The sequence below is a fragment of the Streptomyces venezuelae ATCC 10712 genome (genome assembly GCF_008639165.1).
GTDB lineage: Bacteria > Actinomycetota > Actinomycetes > Streptomycetales > Streptomycetaceae > Streptomyces > Streptomyces venezuelae.
Genome location: NZ_CP029197.1, coordinates 3,117,020 through 3,130,408 on the forward strand (window position 1 = coordinate 3,117,020; position 13,389 = coordinate 3,130,408).

The window sequence follows — 13,389 nt, forward strand, 5'->3', positions numbered from 1 at the left end:
ACGGGTGGTGAGCGCTGATGCTCACCACCGACCGCGTCGCCGAGATCCTGGCGGGCCAGCGCTCGTACCGCACCGTCGCGCAGCTCGACCGGGACGTCCGCGACCTCTTGGCCGAGCGGGCTGAGATCCTCGCCCAGCTCACGCGGGGGAAGGACACCGCCCAGGGCGGCGAGTCCACCCCCGCGCCGCACCGTGCCGAGGTCCGGTTCACCGCGTACGGGCTGGTCCCGCTGATCGGCCCGGTCGTGGAGGACCTGGAGCCGGACTACTACGGGCACGTCTACCGCCAGCTCGGCGGTTGGCTGCCCGACACCTGGAGCGGCGAGCACCTGCGCGGCACCGAGCACATGGAGTTCGCGCACGTGCCGGGCCTGGTCATGCCGACCGACATCAACGTGCAGGTCAGCACGCGGACGTCTCGGGACGGCTCCCGGTACATGGCGATCCAGTGGAGGCGGGAACGCCCCTCCGCCGTCCGGCGACCCGCCTTCCCGACCGTGGACGCCTGATGGCCACCGACCCCACGGACTTCTGCCCCAACGAGCAGTGCGGCGGCGCCCGCGACGCGTGTGGCTGCCCGTCCGACCTGACCACCCAGTCCCTCATGGTCTGCCTGGTCTGCGGCGGGCGGTGGTGGCGGCCGTACGACAGCGACTCGTTCCGCTGCCCGCACCCCGGCTGCGGCCAGGACATGTCCCTGATCACCATCCCGGCCGCGCGCCGGCCGGAGCGCGGCGAGGACGGACAGCCGCTCGACACCGACGACGGACCCGACGGGGACGAGTGCCACGCCGAGTTCATCGACGGCTCCTGGACCTACTGCGGGTGCCCGGAGTGCGACGAGCGCGAGGAGAACGACACCGAGATGGAGCTGTACGGATGACCGGACCCGAGCACTACCGCGAGGCCGAACGCCTCCTGGGCATGGCCCACCACTGGACGTACGGCGACGGCGCCGACCCCGTTGTGGGTGCCGCGCTGGCCGCCGAGGCGCGGGGCCACGCCACGCTCGCCCTGGCCGCCGCCCAGCTGACGCCCGCCGCCTCCTCCGGGGCCGTCACGGTCTTCCGCGTCGCGTACGAGCACAGCCCGTTCCCGGTCGGCCTGTACGCGAACGCGGAGGCCGCCCGGGCGCACTGCGAGGACCTCGTCAGCGACGAGCACCCGGCGGACGTCGCGTTGCTCTTCGTGTGGGCCTCCGTCGACGAGGACGAGCCGGAGTCCGTGTGCGAGCTGACCGTCCGGATCGGTGACGAGGAGACGCCCACCGGCTACACCGTCACGGCCGTCGTGGCCGAGGCCTCCTACGACCCGGAGGCCGACGCGTGATGGAGGCTCCGGCGCTCACCCTTCCTCAGCTCTCCGTGCAGTGCCCGGACTGCAACTCGGGGCCCGGGCGGCTGTGCACCAGTCACGGCGGTACCCGCTACCGCCGTGACACCGTCCACCAGGCGCGCCGCGCTGCCTGGGCCACCGTGCAGACGGACAAGGCCCGGGCGCGCACCGCCCGCGTGGACAGCACGGCCGCGCGACCGGCCGTCGAGGCGCTGCCCGTTGACACCATCGAGCACGGCACGCCCCGCGGCTACAACCAGCACCGCACGCGCAAGGTTCCTGCGTACCAGCCGTGCCGCGACGCGCTGAACGCCCGGAACCGTGAGCGTCGGGCCGCCCGACAGGGGTGGAACGGCGGGCGGGTCGGGGAGCCGACGGCGCCGGCGCCGGTGCCCACCGGCCGGGACTGTCCGGTGTCGGGGTGCGGCGAGCTCGCTTCGGCCCCGCAGCCCACGGCCCGCATGGTCCACGTCGTCTGGCCCTATTCCCGCGAGCCCGGACGGTGGTACTGCCCGGGCCCGTGCCAGGCGTACGGGCTGGCCCTCGCCGAGATCCGCGCGATCGGGGACCGCCGTGCGTGACGCCCTGGCCCTGGCTGTCCTCGGCCTGCTCCTCCTCGGCGCAGCCACCGTCCTCGTCGGCACCGTGTGTCTCACGGTCGCCAGCGGTCGGGCCTTGCGCCGGTTCTTCTTCCCCCGCCCGCGTGTGCGGCTCGTCCGTGTCGTCCCGGCCCCCCGCCGGTACGTCTGGGTGGCCTGCGACACCCCGCGCTGCGGCCATCTGCAGACCCCCCACTACCCGGCAGGTCCCGGGCGGGTGGAGTGCAACCACTGCGGCACCATCCGCCCCCGGCCATGACCCGCCACCCGTTCCGGCCGTGTGAGCTCCCTGGCCCACACGGCCTCGGCCGGCCGCGCCTGTACCTCGTCGGCTGGCGCTGCGACCGCCACACCCCCGCCGCCCTCGCCGGCCGCCCCGAGGCCCCGCCCGGGCCCGGATGGCCGCCCGGCAACTACCTCGACACCCGTACCACCGCCCCGCCTCCGCACCTTCAGGAGTAGCCCGTGAGCACCGTCCCGACCCCCGCCGACGTCTTCCGCCGCCAGGCGCACCCGCTCATCGCCCCCGGCCCCCACGACCCCACCCTCGACGCGCCGTTCCGCGCCCTGTGGGAGCGCGGCATCAACGGGAGCCACCTCTACCGCCACACCAAGCTGGTCGCGCTGACGCTGGCCACCCACGCCGACTGGGCCACCGGCCACATCGCCGACGAGGACCAGCCGCGCATGGGCCGTCTCATCGACCTCACCGGGCTGCACCCCGGACAGGTCGTCGTCTCCCTGAACGTGCTGGAACAGCGCGGGTGGATCGTCCGCGACGACCGCCGGATGCGCTGGAACGTCGCGTCCGTGCAGCTCGCCGTCCCCGGCCCGATCATGCGCCGCCTCAAGAAGGCCTGCACCACCTCCTGACGGCTCCGGCCGGGACCCCTCGCGGTCCCGGCCCGCCCAGCCCCACCCGCACCGACCTGAGAGGCACCCCGTGGACGACGAGCAGCAGCGCAGGCCGAGCGGCAGCAGCGTCGCGCACGCCTACGGCAACGCGCTCGCACGCCAGTGGGCTCCGGCCATGCCCCGCCCCCTCACCGGAGGGTTTCTCACCACCCTGTACGCCCTGCGCACGCTCGCCTCGGCGGACGGCCGCCTGCGGTACGAGCGGGACGGCGCCGCCATCACCCTCGCGCAGATCGCCGCCGCCTGCCGCAGCGACCAGAAGGACGTACGCCTCTACCTGCAGGCCGCCGTGGCCGCCGGCGTCCTGGCCGTTGTCGAGGACGGCCACGGCCAGGGCAAGACCCGCGGCCGCGCCGTGATGTACGCCCTGCTGCTGTGCCCCACACCGGACTGGGAGCGCGCCGCCGGCCTCGTGTGGATCGCGCAGCAGCAGAAGAAGGAGCGCCGCGCGGCCGCCGCTGCCCGCAAAGCCGCCCAGGCTGCTGAGGGGTCGGGGGACAGTGCCCCTACCCCCGGCACCGATACCTCGGGGGACAGTGCCCCTACCTCTCAGGGCTCTACCTCGGGGGACAGTGCCCCTAGGTCGGCCGAAGAGGGGTGGGGGGACAGTGCCCCTACTCAGGTAGGGGGACAGTCCCCCGAGGGGGTGGGGGCACAGTGCCCCGACCACCCAGGAAGTACCCAGGTACTACCCCATGAGGTGGCTGAGGTTGTACCTCAGCTACAGGACGCACATGGGCGCGGGCCCGCGAGCGACAAGACGATCCCTCAGCAGCCCGAGAAGCCTCACCGCCGCTGCGCGGGCGGCTGCGGCCAGCCCGTCATCCGGTCCGACCGGATGGTGTGCACCGGATGCGAGCGCCGCGCCCAACAGGCCCGTGGGGAGTCCTCGGGGCCCATCCAGGGCGCGTTCATGATCCCGCTGCCCTCGGGAGCGCCCACGGCCCCCCGGAACGCTCCACGGGACTCTCAGGGCTCTCGGCCCCACGCGGACCCCTTCGCGCCGCTGCGCACTTGCGAGTGCGGCCGGGCGTACCGGGCCGACTCCGCCGGCGGCTGCCCCGACTGCCGCGACGCCGCCGACCGCGAGCGCTCCACCGGCACCGGCTGACCCACCCTCACCTGACCCTCACGACCCTGGAGACTCGATGTCCACGCCTCACGGCTCGACGCCTTGCCCGTCGTGCGGCCAGCCCATCCGATGGGCCACCACCGCCGCAGGCCGCCGCCAGGCCGTCAACGCGCTCGCCAATTCCGCGGGCAACCTCGGCGCCTACACCGACGGCACCGGGCGCCTCCGCGTCCGCGTCCTCACCACCGAGCGGCCGACCCTGGAGGGCGCCGAGTGGCGCGCCATGCCCCACGCCGCGACCTGCACCCGCCCCGCGCCCCGCCGTACGGCGCAGCCCCGGAGGCGGGCCGGTGTCCGCGCCGCCCGCTGGCAGGGGTGGCAGCGGTGACCGCCCACGACGCTGGAGCGGTGCCCGCGGCCGTGGCCGCCGTGATCGCCGCTCAGATCCTCAGCCGCCTCGGCACCCGCATCACCCCCGAGGAGGCTGGCAGCCTCGGCCGGTCCGCCGTCGACGCCCTGCGCGCCGACGGGTGGGTCATCCGTGCCAACGTCGGCCGCACCCTCGTCCAGGCGGCCCCGGGTCTGTGGGAACACGACCTCCCCATCCTGGCCGGCCTCGCCCGCGGACGCACCGGCAACGAGATCGCCGAGGCCACCAGCACCCCGGCCGCCACTGTCCGCCAACGCATCCGGCGCCTGCGCGCCCGTACCGGCGCGAGTAACTCGCCCGAACTGGTCGCCATCGCCTACCGGGCCGGATGGCTGGACTCCCTGCCGGCCGAACCCCGCGCGCCGATCCACCTGCCCGACCTCGAGACCCGAGTGCTGGAGCACCTCGCCGCCGGGCGAACCAACCCCGAACTGGCCCTCGCGCTCGGCGTCAGTGTCCCCACCGCCGTCAACTACGTGCGCCGCCTCTGCAACGCCCTGGACGCGGCCCGCCCCGGAGAGCCGGACCACTCCTCAAGGTGCCGCGCCGTGGCCCTCGGCTACCAGCACGGCCACCTTTCCCGACCCGCCCGCCAGCCCGCAGCTGCCTGACCGCCAACCGCACCGGAGACCGCCATGCCCATGCCCTTGAGCACCCCTTCCGCCCCGGCCCCCGGGTTTCACGGCCTCGGTCTGTGCGCCCAGACCGACCCGGACACCTTCTTTCCCGAGCGCGTCAACTCCGCCACCACCCGGTACGCCAAGGAGATCTGCCTCCAGTGCTCGTTCCGCGGAGCCTGCCTGCAGTGGGCGCTCAACCGGGGCGAGGAGCACGGCGTGTGGGGCGGCCTGGACGAGCGAGAGCGCCGCAACCTCCGCCGCGCCCGTACGGCGTGATGACCGCCCGCGCACACCCCCACCAGGAGAACCACATGTTCCCGACCCTCATCCACACCCCCGGCCTGCGCCGCTTCACCTACGACGTCGACGCCGAACGTCAGGCGCAGATCGCCCGGTTCGGGGAGCAGCGCCACCCCGACGGCACCGGCCGCCCCGGGTACGCCGAGAAGGCCAATACGGCCCGCGAGGCCTGCCAGATGGACGCCGTCATCGCGGACGGCGGTCCCCGCTGGTCGCTGATCCTCCTGAAGGCGGTCCACGAGGCCCTTGCCGAGTCTGACCCGGCTCGGCTGCGCGCCGAGCTGGTCCAGGTCGCCGCTGTCTGCGCCGCCTGGGCCAGTGACATGGACCAGCGCTCGGCGGGCACCTCGGAGGCCGAGGCCGTCGCAGCGGCCAGCGTCAAGCTGCGCGAGATTCTTGCCCCCGGCAGCGCTGCCGAGCAGCAGGCCACCGCCGCGTACGCCGCCGCCCTCGACCAGGGTGCCGCCGCCCACCCGAGCGACGTCGAGGCCACCCGCGCGCACATCGCCAGCCTCTCCGAGGACCTCACCGAGCAGGAGCAGCGCCGGCTGGCCTCGGTGGCCGCAGCGATCTACGAATGGAACAACCCGAACCGCCCATGGGACGCGGCGCACCCCCACGATCGCATCTGCTACTCCGGGGACGCTTACGCCGCCCTCACCGCTCTCCGCGTTCCGGAGCCCGCAGGCTCGTACGCGATCGGGTTCCGGCTCCACCCCGGCCGCGGGGCGCCCCTGGACGGCGCGCTGCTCCCCTCCGGCCGGTGCCTCGTCGTCGAGGACGTCGAGGGCGGCCTGATCACCGGCGCCGCGTCCGTCGACGACCTCGTCCGCGGTCACCCGGACGCCCGCGTCGAGTGGCCCGAGCAGGACACCGTCACCCGCGTGCGCGCCTGGTGCGACGACCTCGACGCCTCGGTCCGCCTCCAGCACGGCGCCCCCCAGGCCGAGCACCCGCACGCAGTCGCCCTCCGCGCCATCATCGACCCGCAGGAGAGCCCGTGAGCCTCTGCCTGATCTGCACGCACGACGCCGGGCCTTCCCGTACGGCGTGCGCCCGCTGCGAGCACCGCCTCCGCGGCTGGCTCGGCGAGATCCCCCGCCAGATGGTGCTGCTCACCGCGTCCCTGGAGCTCGGTTCCCGCCCCGCGCAGGGGTACGGCGGCGCCGGCCGCGCGCACTCCCCGCTCCCCGTACGCGGTGACGTCCTCAACCTCCTCGGCCCGGCCGCGCCCGGGCCCGTACGCGACACCGCCGGCGACCAGAGCGACCAACAGCCCATCCACGCCGTCCTGCACGCGTGGGCCGACCAACTCGCCGAGGACCTCGGCCACATGCTCCCGCCCATCAACCCCAGCGCCCCGTACGCCGCCTACCTCGCCCGCCACCTCGGCCACGTCGTCAGGTCCTCCTGGGTGGCCCTTCTGCACGCCGAGCTCAACGACCTCGTCCGCCGCGTACGAGACATCACGAGCACCGAGCCCCGCCGCCACACCCTCGACGCCCCCTGTCCGTCCTGCGCCGCGTTCACGCTCGGCCGCGTCGACTGGGAGTCCTACATCGACTGCGAGTCGTGCGGACTGCTGCTCACCCCCGACGAGTACGACGACCACCGCGCCGCCGTCATGCCCCCACTCGCCCGCATCGGCGTCCTCCTGGCCGCCCACCACCACCTCACCCAGGAAGCGTCATGACCACCCCCACCGACGCGTTCACCATCGCGCAACGTCGCGCGGCAGTCGCCGAACTGCTCCGCGACAACATGTCGCAACGCAAGATCGCGGAGCGCCTCGGCGTCACCAAGGACGTCGTCTACCGCGACATCCAGGCACTGTCGCGCGTCACCGCGACACCCCCTAACCAGGACCGTCGCGCCCCCGTCGCGCCCGACATCCTCACCGTCGCGCTACCGGCCGCGGCGTCCTCACCGGACCCCACCACACCGTCGCGCGACACCGCGACACCTGCCGCGCTCCATCTCGCCGTGCCCCTCGACGCGGCCCTCGTGGCCGACCTCGCCACCCTCACCCGCAACGGGACCGCTCCCGAGGACGCCATCCGACGAGCCGTCGCGCAAGCAGCCAAGGGCTACCGCCTCGCCTGGGGTATCGGCCTGTACCCGCGCACCACCGACCCGGTGGTCAGCCGCCACCAGTTTGTTCCCTACCAGCCCACCGAGCATGAGACCGCGAGCCCGCCCGACCCGCCGACCCGCTGAACCCGGCTGGACATGATCGCCACTTAGCGTCACACTGCTGCCAACAGCACACGTGTGCCCACACACCACCACGGCCCCCTCGACGAGGGGGCCGTCGCCGTTCCGGAGGTGAGCCGTGGCCACCCTCTACACCGCCGCCGAGGCCGCCGCCCAAGCCACCCGCTGGCGCCGCCTCCTCTCCGCCGGCGCCGCCGAGGTCACCCCCGCCGCCGTCCGCCAGTGGGCCCGCCGCGGACACCTCGCCCCCGCCGGCCTCGACGACCGCGGCCACCCCGTGTACGCGCACGTCGACGTAGCCCGCGCCGAACTCGCCACCCGCAGCCGCGCCCTACGCCTCGTCGGCATCCCCGAAGCGGCACCGCCTTCAACGAGATGAGGCGCCCATGAGCACCCTCAGGCACCAACTGTCAGGGACCAGGAAGCTTGAGCCCGCGGGCCCCGGCGCTCGCCAGCCCGACGGATCCCGGTGGATGCAGTACCGCAGCACCGGGGAAGTCAGCTACGCGTGCGCCTGTGGCTACGCCTCCGGGTGGGTCGCTGCCGACAGCATCGACTCCGGGACGCTCCGCCTGCAGCACCCCACCGGCCAGCCCGCTCCGTACCGCATCGTCCCCGGCGAGGTCCTCGCATCGACCCCACAGGAACGACCGTGAACCCGCCTCAGGCCCGCCACTACGGCGCAGGGCTGCCGCGATGGGTCGGCGCCTGGTTCGTCATGGACTCCCCCGGCATCTACGCCACGACCGGCGCGCGGGCCCCGGACGGGCCCCTACACGTCTCCCTGGTCGTGCACGTCCCGCGCATCCGCGGCGCCCTCTACGGCGCCTGGCTGCTCCTGACGCGCAGGAACGTCTGATGCCGAGCCGAGCCCCCCGGCGCTGCACCACCCCCGGCTGCGGCGCCATGGCGGCACCCCCCTCCGCCAAGTGCGCCCCGCACGACAAGCGCCGACCCCGCCGCTCGGCCTCGGCCAAGGGCTACAACGCCGAGCACGTCCAGCGGTTCCGCGCCGGCGTCCTGGAGCGCGACGCCACGTGCGTGCTGTGCAAGGCCGCTCCGGCCACTCAGGCAGACCACTGGCCGCTGTCCAAGAGGGAGTTGCAGGCCCGCGGCCTGGACGAGCACGACCCTCGCCGAGGCCGCGGCCTGTGTGCCTCCTGTCACTCGAAGGAGACTGCCCGCCACCAGCCTGGCGGGTGGAACGCCGGCGGGCCGCGCTACTGATCGTGACGGCCCGGCCGGGGGGAGGGGGCCTCGGATCCCTGGCCCGGGGACCCGCGGAACGCGGGGGGGAGCCCAGAGACGCCGTGACAGGTTTCGGGATCCGCCGTACCCGAGCCCTCTCCGTAACCGAATGTGACCGGAGGTGATCATGGGTAAGCGTGGTCCCGCCCCCAAGCCGACCGGCCTGCGCGTTCTGCACGGCGACCGCGCCGACCGGATCAACCGCGACGAACCGCAGCCCGACGAGGGCGACGTCCAGCCGCCGGCCTGGCTGGGCGAGGCGGCCCTCGAGGTGTGGCACACCCTGGCCGACGAGCTCACCGCCAAGGGCGTGCTCACCGCGTGGGACGTCGAGGCCTACGCCAACTGGTGCGACGCCGTCGCCCGCCGGCGCGACGCCGCCGAGCACGTCGCCACCGAGGGCGCCGTCGTCGAGCACCCCGTCTTCAACAAGAACGGTGACCTGACCGGACACCGGCTCGGCAAGAACGCGTGGCTCCTCGCGCTGGACTCGGCCGACGCGCAGGTGCAGCGGTACGGCGCCCGCTTCGGCCTGACCCCGAGTGACCGAGCACAGCTGAAGATCGGCGGCCAGGACAACCCGGCCGGAGCGGAGCGGCTGCTGTCCTGACCGTACGGAGGGCGCGATGACCGCCGGGACCACGACCCGCCGCCCGGCGAAGAGCAAGGCGGCCACCCGCCCGCGCGGCCGCCGGCGGGTGATGACGTTCAACCACCACAAGCGGTGGCGGCCGGCCTCGCGCAGGGGCGGCGTCTGCGGGTACACCCTCGACGACAAGACGTGCGAGCGGCGCGGCGCGCACTACTGCGAGCCGCGTGCCGACCGCGTCGTCAAGTTCTTCGCCGAGCTGCTCGTTCACCCGGCCGGCGCCCTCGCCAACACGAAGTTCGTGTTGGCGCCGTGGCAGGAACACGAGATCATCCGGCCGCTGTTCGGCGAGGTCCACTGGTCCGACCAGTGGGGGCGGTACGTCCGCCGGTACACCCGCGCCACGATCGTCATGGCGAGGAAGAACGGCAAGAGCGCCCTGCTCTCCGGCATCGCCCTGTACATGCTGTGCGGCGACGGCGAGGAGTCGGCCGAGATCTACGGCGCGGCGGCCACGACCCGGCAGGCGGGCAAGGTCTTCGAGCCGTGCACGAAGATGGTCCGCAAGTCGCCGATCCTGGCGAAGCGGCTGACGCACATCAAGAACGTCCGTCGTCTCGTCGACGAGCGGACCGGGTCCCACTACGAAGTGATCCCGGCCGACGCCGACAACGAGCTCGGCCACAGCCCGCACTGCTTCATCCTGGACGAGGTCCTCAGCCAGCCGGACGACAGCCTGTGGAAGGCCATGCGTACGGCGGCCGGTGCCCGCACTCAGGCCCTGATGCTGGCCATCACGACCGAGACCAACCAGCACGTCAGCTTCGGCGCCGACTTCATCGACGAGGCCGACCGCGTCGCGGAGCAGCCGCAGCGCGCGCCCCACCACTTCGTGTTCGTCCGCAAGGCCCCGCGCACGCAGGACGAGCTGGACCGGCTGCACCGGCTGTACCCGGGGCGTCCGGACCTGCCGGTGTCCATCGACCCCTGGGACGAGGACAACTGGTACTGGCCCAACCCGGCGCTCGGCACGTTCCTCGGGATCCAGTCCCTGCGCGAGGAGGCCGAGGAGGCCCGCACCAACTACAAGGCGGAGAACGGGTTCCGGCAGTTCCGGCTGAACCAGCGCGTCAGCCAGGTCTCCCGCTGGATCCCGATGGACCTGTGGGACATGAACGCCCGAGAGATCGCGCCGAGCCCCGGATGGATCGCGGGCCGCCTCGAGGGGCAGCGGTGCTGGGGCGGCCTGGACCTCTCGTCCAAGCTCGACTTGACCTCGTGGGCGCTGTACTTCCCGACGGGCGAGGTCCTGTGGCGGATGTGGGCACCAGAGTCCGTGGCCGACATCCTTGACGAGCACACCGACGGCGCGTTCTCCGAGTGGGCGGCCGACGGCTGGGTCACGCTCACCGACGGTGACACGATCGACTACGCCACGATCTACGACGACATCGAGACCGATCACCAGCTGTACCGGATCGTCGACGTCACGTACGACAAGTGGTGCGGCGAGCCCGTACGGCAGGAGATCGTCAAGCGGACCCGGCTGAAGATGGTGGAGTCCGACACCACGTACACCCGCATGACTCCGCCCATGGCCGAGCTCATGCGCGCGCTGAAGGGCCGCGAGCTCGCGCACTTCGGGAACCCGGTCGCGTGGTGGATGGCCGACAACCTCGAGTGCAAGTCGCCTCGTGACGACCCCGACCGCATCCGCCCGGTCAAGCCGGCCCGCGACAAGACCGGCAAGCGGATCGACGGCATCCCCGCGCTGCTGTTCGCCATCGACGGCGGCCTGCGCGGCATGCCCGCCCCGTCCATCTACGAGTCCCAGGGCATGGCCCTCTGACCCCGAAGGAGGCCCGGATGGACCGATGGGACGTCCTCGCCCTGCTCGGCATCACGCTCCTGGGCCTCGGCCTCGGGCTGCTCGCCCCCTGGCTCGGCGTCGCCGCGGCCGGCCTCGTGCTCCTGGCCGTCGGCATCGCCGGCGCCCTCGGCGAGCTCCGCGCCGCCCGCACGTCCGGCCAGCCGCAGAAGGGAGCCTGACCATGGGGCTCCTGCGCAGCGCCCTGTCCGGACTGGCCACCCCCGAGAAGTGGGTGGAGGACTGGATGCGCGGCGGGTCGGTCAACTCCGCCGGGATCCGGGTGGACCAGGACACGGCCCTGACCTACGCGCCGTTCTTCGCCGGCGTCCGCGTCCTGTCCGAGGACGTCGGCGCCCTGCCGCTGTTCCTCTACGAACGGCTGAGGCCCCGCGGTAAGCAGCGCGCCACCAGCCACCCGCTGTACGCGCTGCTGCACGACCAGCCCAACGACATGATGAGCTCGACGTGGCTGCGCGAGACGCTCATGGGGCACGCGATCACGTGGGGCGACGGCGTCGCCCACGTCGTCTCGCACCCCCGCACCGGGGTGATCGAGGAAATCTGGCCGCTGCGCCCCGACCGGCTGACGATCGGCGTGAAGCGCACCGGCGCCGGACGGTTCGAACGCCGCTACCGGTACGACGACGACGTCAACGGCATCCACACCGTCCTGCTGCCCCACGAGGTCCTGCACATCTCCGGCCTCGGGTTCGACGGCGTGCGCGGCTACCCGGTCGTCGACCTCGCCGCCAACGCCATCGGCCTCGGCCTGGCGACCGAACACCACGGCGCCAAGGTGTTCTCGAACGGCGCCGCGCCCGGCGGCGCCCTGTCGCACCCGGGCAACCTCTCCCCCGAGGCCAGGACCCGCATGGCGGACGACTGGGAGAACATCCACCGCGGCATCGACCGCGCGCACCGCGTGGCGATCCTCGAGGAGGGCGTCACCTGGCAGCAGGTCGGCGTACCCAACGACTCCGCCCAGTTCCTCGAGACGCGCAAGCTGCAGGTGACCGAGATGGCCCGGTGGCTACGGCTGCCGCCCCACAAGATCGGCGATCTCGACCGGGCCACGTTCTCCAACATCGAGCAGCAGGGCCTGGACTACGTGCAGTCCGCGCTGAACGTGTGGCTCGTCCGGTGGGAGCAGGCGATCCTCACCCAGCTGCTGCTGCCCGAGGAGCGCCAGCGGTACTACGCCGAGCACCTCGTCGACTCACTGCTCCGCGGCGACACCCTCACCCGCTACCAGGCCTACGCGGTGGGGCGGAACTGGGGATGGCTGTCCGCCAACGACGTCCGCGACCGGGAGAACATGAACCCGGTCCCGGGCGGCGACGACTACCTCGTCCCACTCAACATGGTGCCCGCCGGCCGCAGCCGCCTCGCTCTGGAGACCGCGGACGGCGCCCGCGTCGCGCGCACAGCGCGGATGCTCGCCGGACGCCAGACCGTACGGGAGTCCCTCGCCGAACGGTGGGGGACGAAGATCGAGGAGTCCGACCAGGAGGTAGCCGACCTCGAGGCCAAGAAGGTCGGCGCCCTGGTCGCCGAACACCTGACCCCCGAGCGCGGCCGGCACCGGTCGCTCGCCGCCTTCCTCACCGCTCTGCGGCTGCTGTACGCCGAGGACGGCCCGATCATGGAGCGGCTGGCCGAACTGTGGGTCCCGCTCATGACCCAGTTCGCCGACGACGTCGCCGTCCAGGCCGCCGAGGAAGTCGCGTTCGAGGACCCCGTCGACCTGTCCATGTGGGCGCAGGCCTACGCCCTGTCCCACGCCCAGTACCAGGTGTCCTCGTCGTACGGCCAGCTGCGGGCCGTGGTCGACAAGACCGAGGGGACCCCGGAGGACATCGCCGAGGCGGTCGTCGAGCGGCTGGCGAAGTGGCAGGAGGAGCGGCCCGCGCAGACCGCGCGCTGGGAGTCGGCGCAGCTGCCGAACGCCGCGGCCCGCGAGACGTGGAAAGAGGCCGGCGTGAAGTCGGTCCAGTGGGTGGCGCGCGGGTCGAAGAACTGCCCGTACTGCCAGCGCCTCGACGGAGCCGTCCGGGAGATCGAGACGCCGTTCGTCGCCAAGGGCGATGACGTCGAGGGCGACGAGGACGGCGAGAAGCTCGTCGCCAAGCGCGACACCTTCCACCCGCCCGTACACCCGGGCTGCAACTGCGAGGTGATCCCCGTTGTCGAGTAGCCA

The 13,389-nt window shown here is 73.2% G+C and carries 22 protein-coding genes; all 22 read left to right on the forward strand.

Features of this window, described 5'->3' with window-relative positions:
• The first annotated feature begins 17 nt into the window (after positions 1 to 17).
• The 22 genes from DEJ43_RS14155 to DEJ43_RS14255 all read left to right on the forward strand — a co-directional run bounded on the left by DEJ43_RS14155 (position 18) and on the right by DEJ43_RS14255 (position 13,386).
• Positions 18 to 509, forward strand: coding sequence for a hypothetical protein (locus tag DEJ43_RS14155; RefSeq protein WP_015034044.1), 492 nt, complete (start codon positions 18 to 20; stop codon positions 507 to 509).
• Positions 509 to 883 carry a hypothetical protein gene (locus DEJ43_RS14160; protein WP_015034045.1) on the forward strand — a complete coding sequence of 125 codons (375 nt, stop codon included), beginning with the start codon at positions 509 to 511 and terminating at the stop codon, positions 881 to 883. The genes DEJ43_RS14155 and DEJ43_RS14160 overlap by 1 nt, the downstream gene beginning before the upstream one ends.
• A complete protein-coding gene (locus DEJ43_RS14165) occupies positions 880 to 1,329 on the forward strand; it encodes a hypothetical protein (RefSeq protein WP_015034046.1) in 450 nt (149 codons plus the stop codon). The genes DEJ43_RS14160 and DEJ43_RS14165 overlap by 4 nt, the downstream gene beginning before the upstream one ends.
• Complete coding sequence (locus DEJ43_RS14170) at positions 1,329 to 1,916, forward strand: zinc finger domain-containing protein (RefSeq protein ID WP_015034047.1); 588 nt, start codon at positions 1,329 to 1,331, stop codon at positions 1,914 to 1,916. The genes DEJ43_RS14165 and DEJ43_RS14170 overlap by 1 nt, the downstream gene beginning before the upstream one ends.
• Positions 1,909 to 2,193 (forward strand): hypothetical protein, encoded by a 285-nt coding sequence (locus tag DEJ43_RS14175; protein ID WP_015034048.1) that lies wholly within the window; start codon positions 1,909 to 1,911, stop codon positions 2,191 to 2,193. The genes DEJ43_RS14170 and DEJ43_RS14175 overlap by 8 nt, the downstream gene beginning before the upstream one ends.
• Positions 2,190 to 2,396 (forward strand): hypothetical protein, encoded by a 207-nt coding sequence (locus DEJ43_RS14180; protein ID WP_041662475.1) that lies wholly within the window; start codon positions 2,190 to 2,192, stop codon positions 2,394 to 2,396. The genes DEJ43_RS14175 and DEJ43_RS14180 overlap by 4 nt, the downstream gene beginning before the upstream one ends.
• Before the next feature lie 3 nt (positions 2,397 to 2,399).
• Complete coding sequence (locus DEJ43_RS14185; protein WP_015034049.1) at positions 2,400 to 2,807, forward strand: MarR family transcriptional regulator; 408 nt, start codon at positions 2,400 to 2,402, stop codon at positions 2,805 to 2,807.
• A gap of 70 nt (positions 2,808 to 2,877) precedes the next feature.
• A complete protein-coding gene (locus tag DEJ43_RS14190) occupies positions 2,878 to 3,960 on the forward strand; it encodes a hypothetical protein (protein ID WP_041662476.1) in 1,083 nt (360 codons plus the stop codon).
• Positions 3,961 to 3,997: 37 nt separating this feature from the next.
• A complete protein-coding gene (locus DEJ43_RS14195; RefSeq protein WP_015034051.1) occupies positions 3,998 to 4,309 on the forward strand; it encodes a hypothetical protein in 312 nt (103 codons plus the stop codon).
• Positions 4,306 to 4,962, forward strand: a complete 657-nt coding sequence (locus tag DEJ43_RS14200; RefSeq protein ID WP_015034052.1) for a helix-turn-helix transcriptional regulator — start codon at positions 4,306 to 4,308, stop codon at positions 4,960 to 4,962. Before DEJ43_RS14195 ends, DEJ43_RS14200 begins: the two co-directional genes overlap by 4 nt.
• Before the next feature lie 30 nt (positions 4,963 to 4,992).
• Positions 4,993 to 5,247, forward strand: coding sequence for a WhiB family transcriptional regulator (locus tag DEJ43_RS38530; RefSeq protein ID WP_167537156.1), 255 nt, complete (start codon positions 4,993 to 4,995; stop codon positions 5,245 to 5,247).
• 35 nt (positions 5,248 to 5,282) lie between these two features.
• Positions 5,283 to 6,275, forward strand: a complete 993-nt coding sequence (locus DEJ43_RS37435) for a hypothetical protein (protein WP_051025877.1) — start codon at positions 5,283 to 5,285, stop codon at positions 6,273 to 6,275.
• Positions 6,272 to 6,964, forward strand: a complete 693-nt coding sequence (locus DEJ43_RS37440; protein ID WP_015034055.1) for a hypothetical protein — start codon at positions 6,272 to 6,274, stop codon at positions 6,962 to 6,964. The genes DEJ43_RS37435 and DEJ43_RS37440 overlap by 4 nt, the downstream gene beginning before the upstream one ends.
• Positions 6,961 to 7,488 (forward strand): HTH domain-containing protein, encoded by a 528-nt coding sequence (locus DEJ43_RS14215; protein WP_015034056.1) that lies wholly within the window; start codon positions 6,961 to 6,963, stop codon positions 7,486 to 7,488. The genes DEJ43_RS37440 and DEJ43_RS14215 overlap by 4 nt, the downstream gene beginning before the upstream one ends.
• A gap of 115 nt (positions 7,489 to 7,603) precedes the next feature.
• Positions 7,604 to 7,864 (forward strand): MerR family transcriptional regulator, encoded by a 261-nt coding sequence (locus DEJ43_RS14220; protein WP_015034057.1) that lies wholly within the window; start codon positions 7,604 to 7,606, stop codon positions 7,862 to 7,864.
• A gap of 94 nt (positions 7,865 to 7,958) precedes the next feature.
• Positions 7,959 to 8,141, forward strand: coding sequence for a hypothetical protein (locus DEJ43_RS14225; RefSeq protein WP_145953707.1), 183 nt, complete (start codon positions 7,959 to 7,961; stop codon positions 8,139 to 8,141).
• The gene (locus tag DEJ43_RS14230) at positions 8,138 to 8,344 is read left to right on the forward strand and encodes a hypothetical protein (protein ID WP_015034059.1); all 207 of its coding nucleotides are present in this window, start codon (positions 8,138 to 8,140) and stop codon (positions 8,342 to 8,344) included. The genes DEJ43_RS14225 and DEJ43_RS14230 overlap by 4 nt, the downstream gene beginning before the upstream one ends.
• Complete coding sequence (locus tag DEJ43_RS37770) at positions 8,344 to 8,712, forward strand: hypothetical protein (protein WP_015034060.1); 369 nt, start codon at positions 8,344 to 8,346, stop codon at positions 8,710 to 8,712. The genes DEJ43_RS14230 and DEJ43_RS37770 overlap by 1 nt, the downstream gene beginning before the upstream one ends.
• 148 nt (positions 8,713 to 8,860) lie before the next feature.
• A complete protein-coding gene (locus DEJ43_RS14240; RefSeq protein ID WP_015034061.1) occupies positions 8,861 to 9,343 on the forward strand; it encodes a phage terminase small subunit P27 family in 483 nt (160 codons plus the stop codon).
• 16 nt (positions 9,344 to 9,359) lie between these two features.
• Positions 9,360 to 11,171 carry a terminase large subunit gene (locus DEJ43_RS14245; protein ID WP_015034062.1) on the forward strand — a complete coding sequence of 604 codons (1,812 nt, stop codon included), beginning with the start codon at positions 9,360 to 9,362 and terminating at the stop codon, positions 11,169 to 11,171.
• A 17-nt stretch (positions 11,172 to 11,188) separates the two neighbouring features.
• A complete protein-coding gene (locus DEJ43_RS14250) occupies positions 11,189 to 11,371 on the forward strand; it encodes a hypothetical protein (protein ID WP_015034063.1) in 183 nt (60 codons plus the stop codon).
• Positions 11,372 to 11,373: 2 nt separating this feature from the next.
• Positions 11,374 to 13,386, forward strand: a complete 2,013-nt coding sequence (locus DEJ43_RS14255) for a phage portal protein (RefSeq protein WP_015034064.1) — start codon at positions 11,374 to 11,376, stop codon at positions 13,384 to 13,386.
• The last annotated feature ends 3 nt before the right edge of the window (positions 13,387 to 13,389 follow it).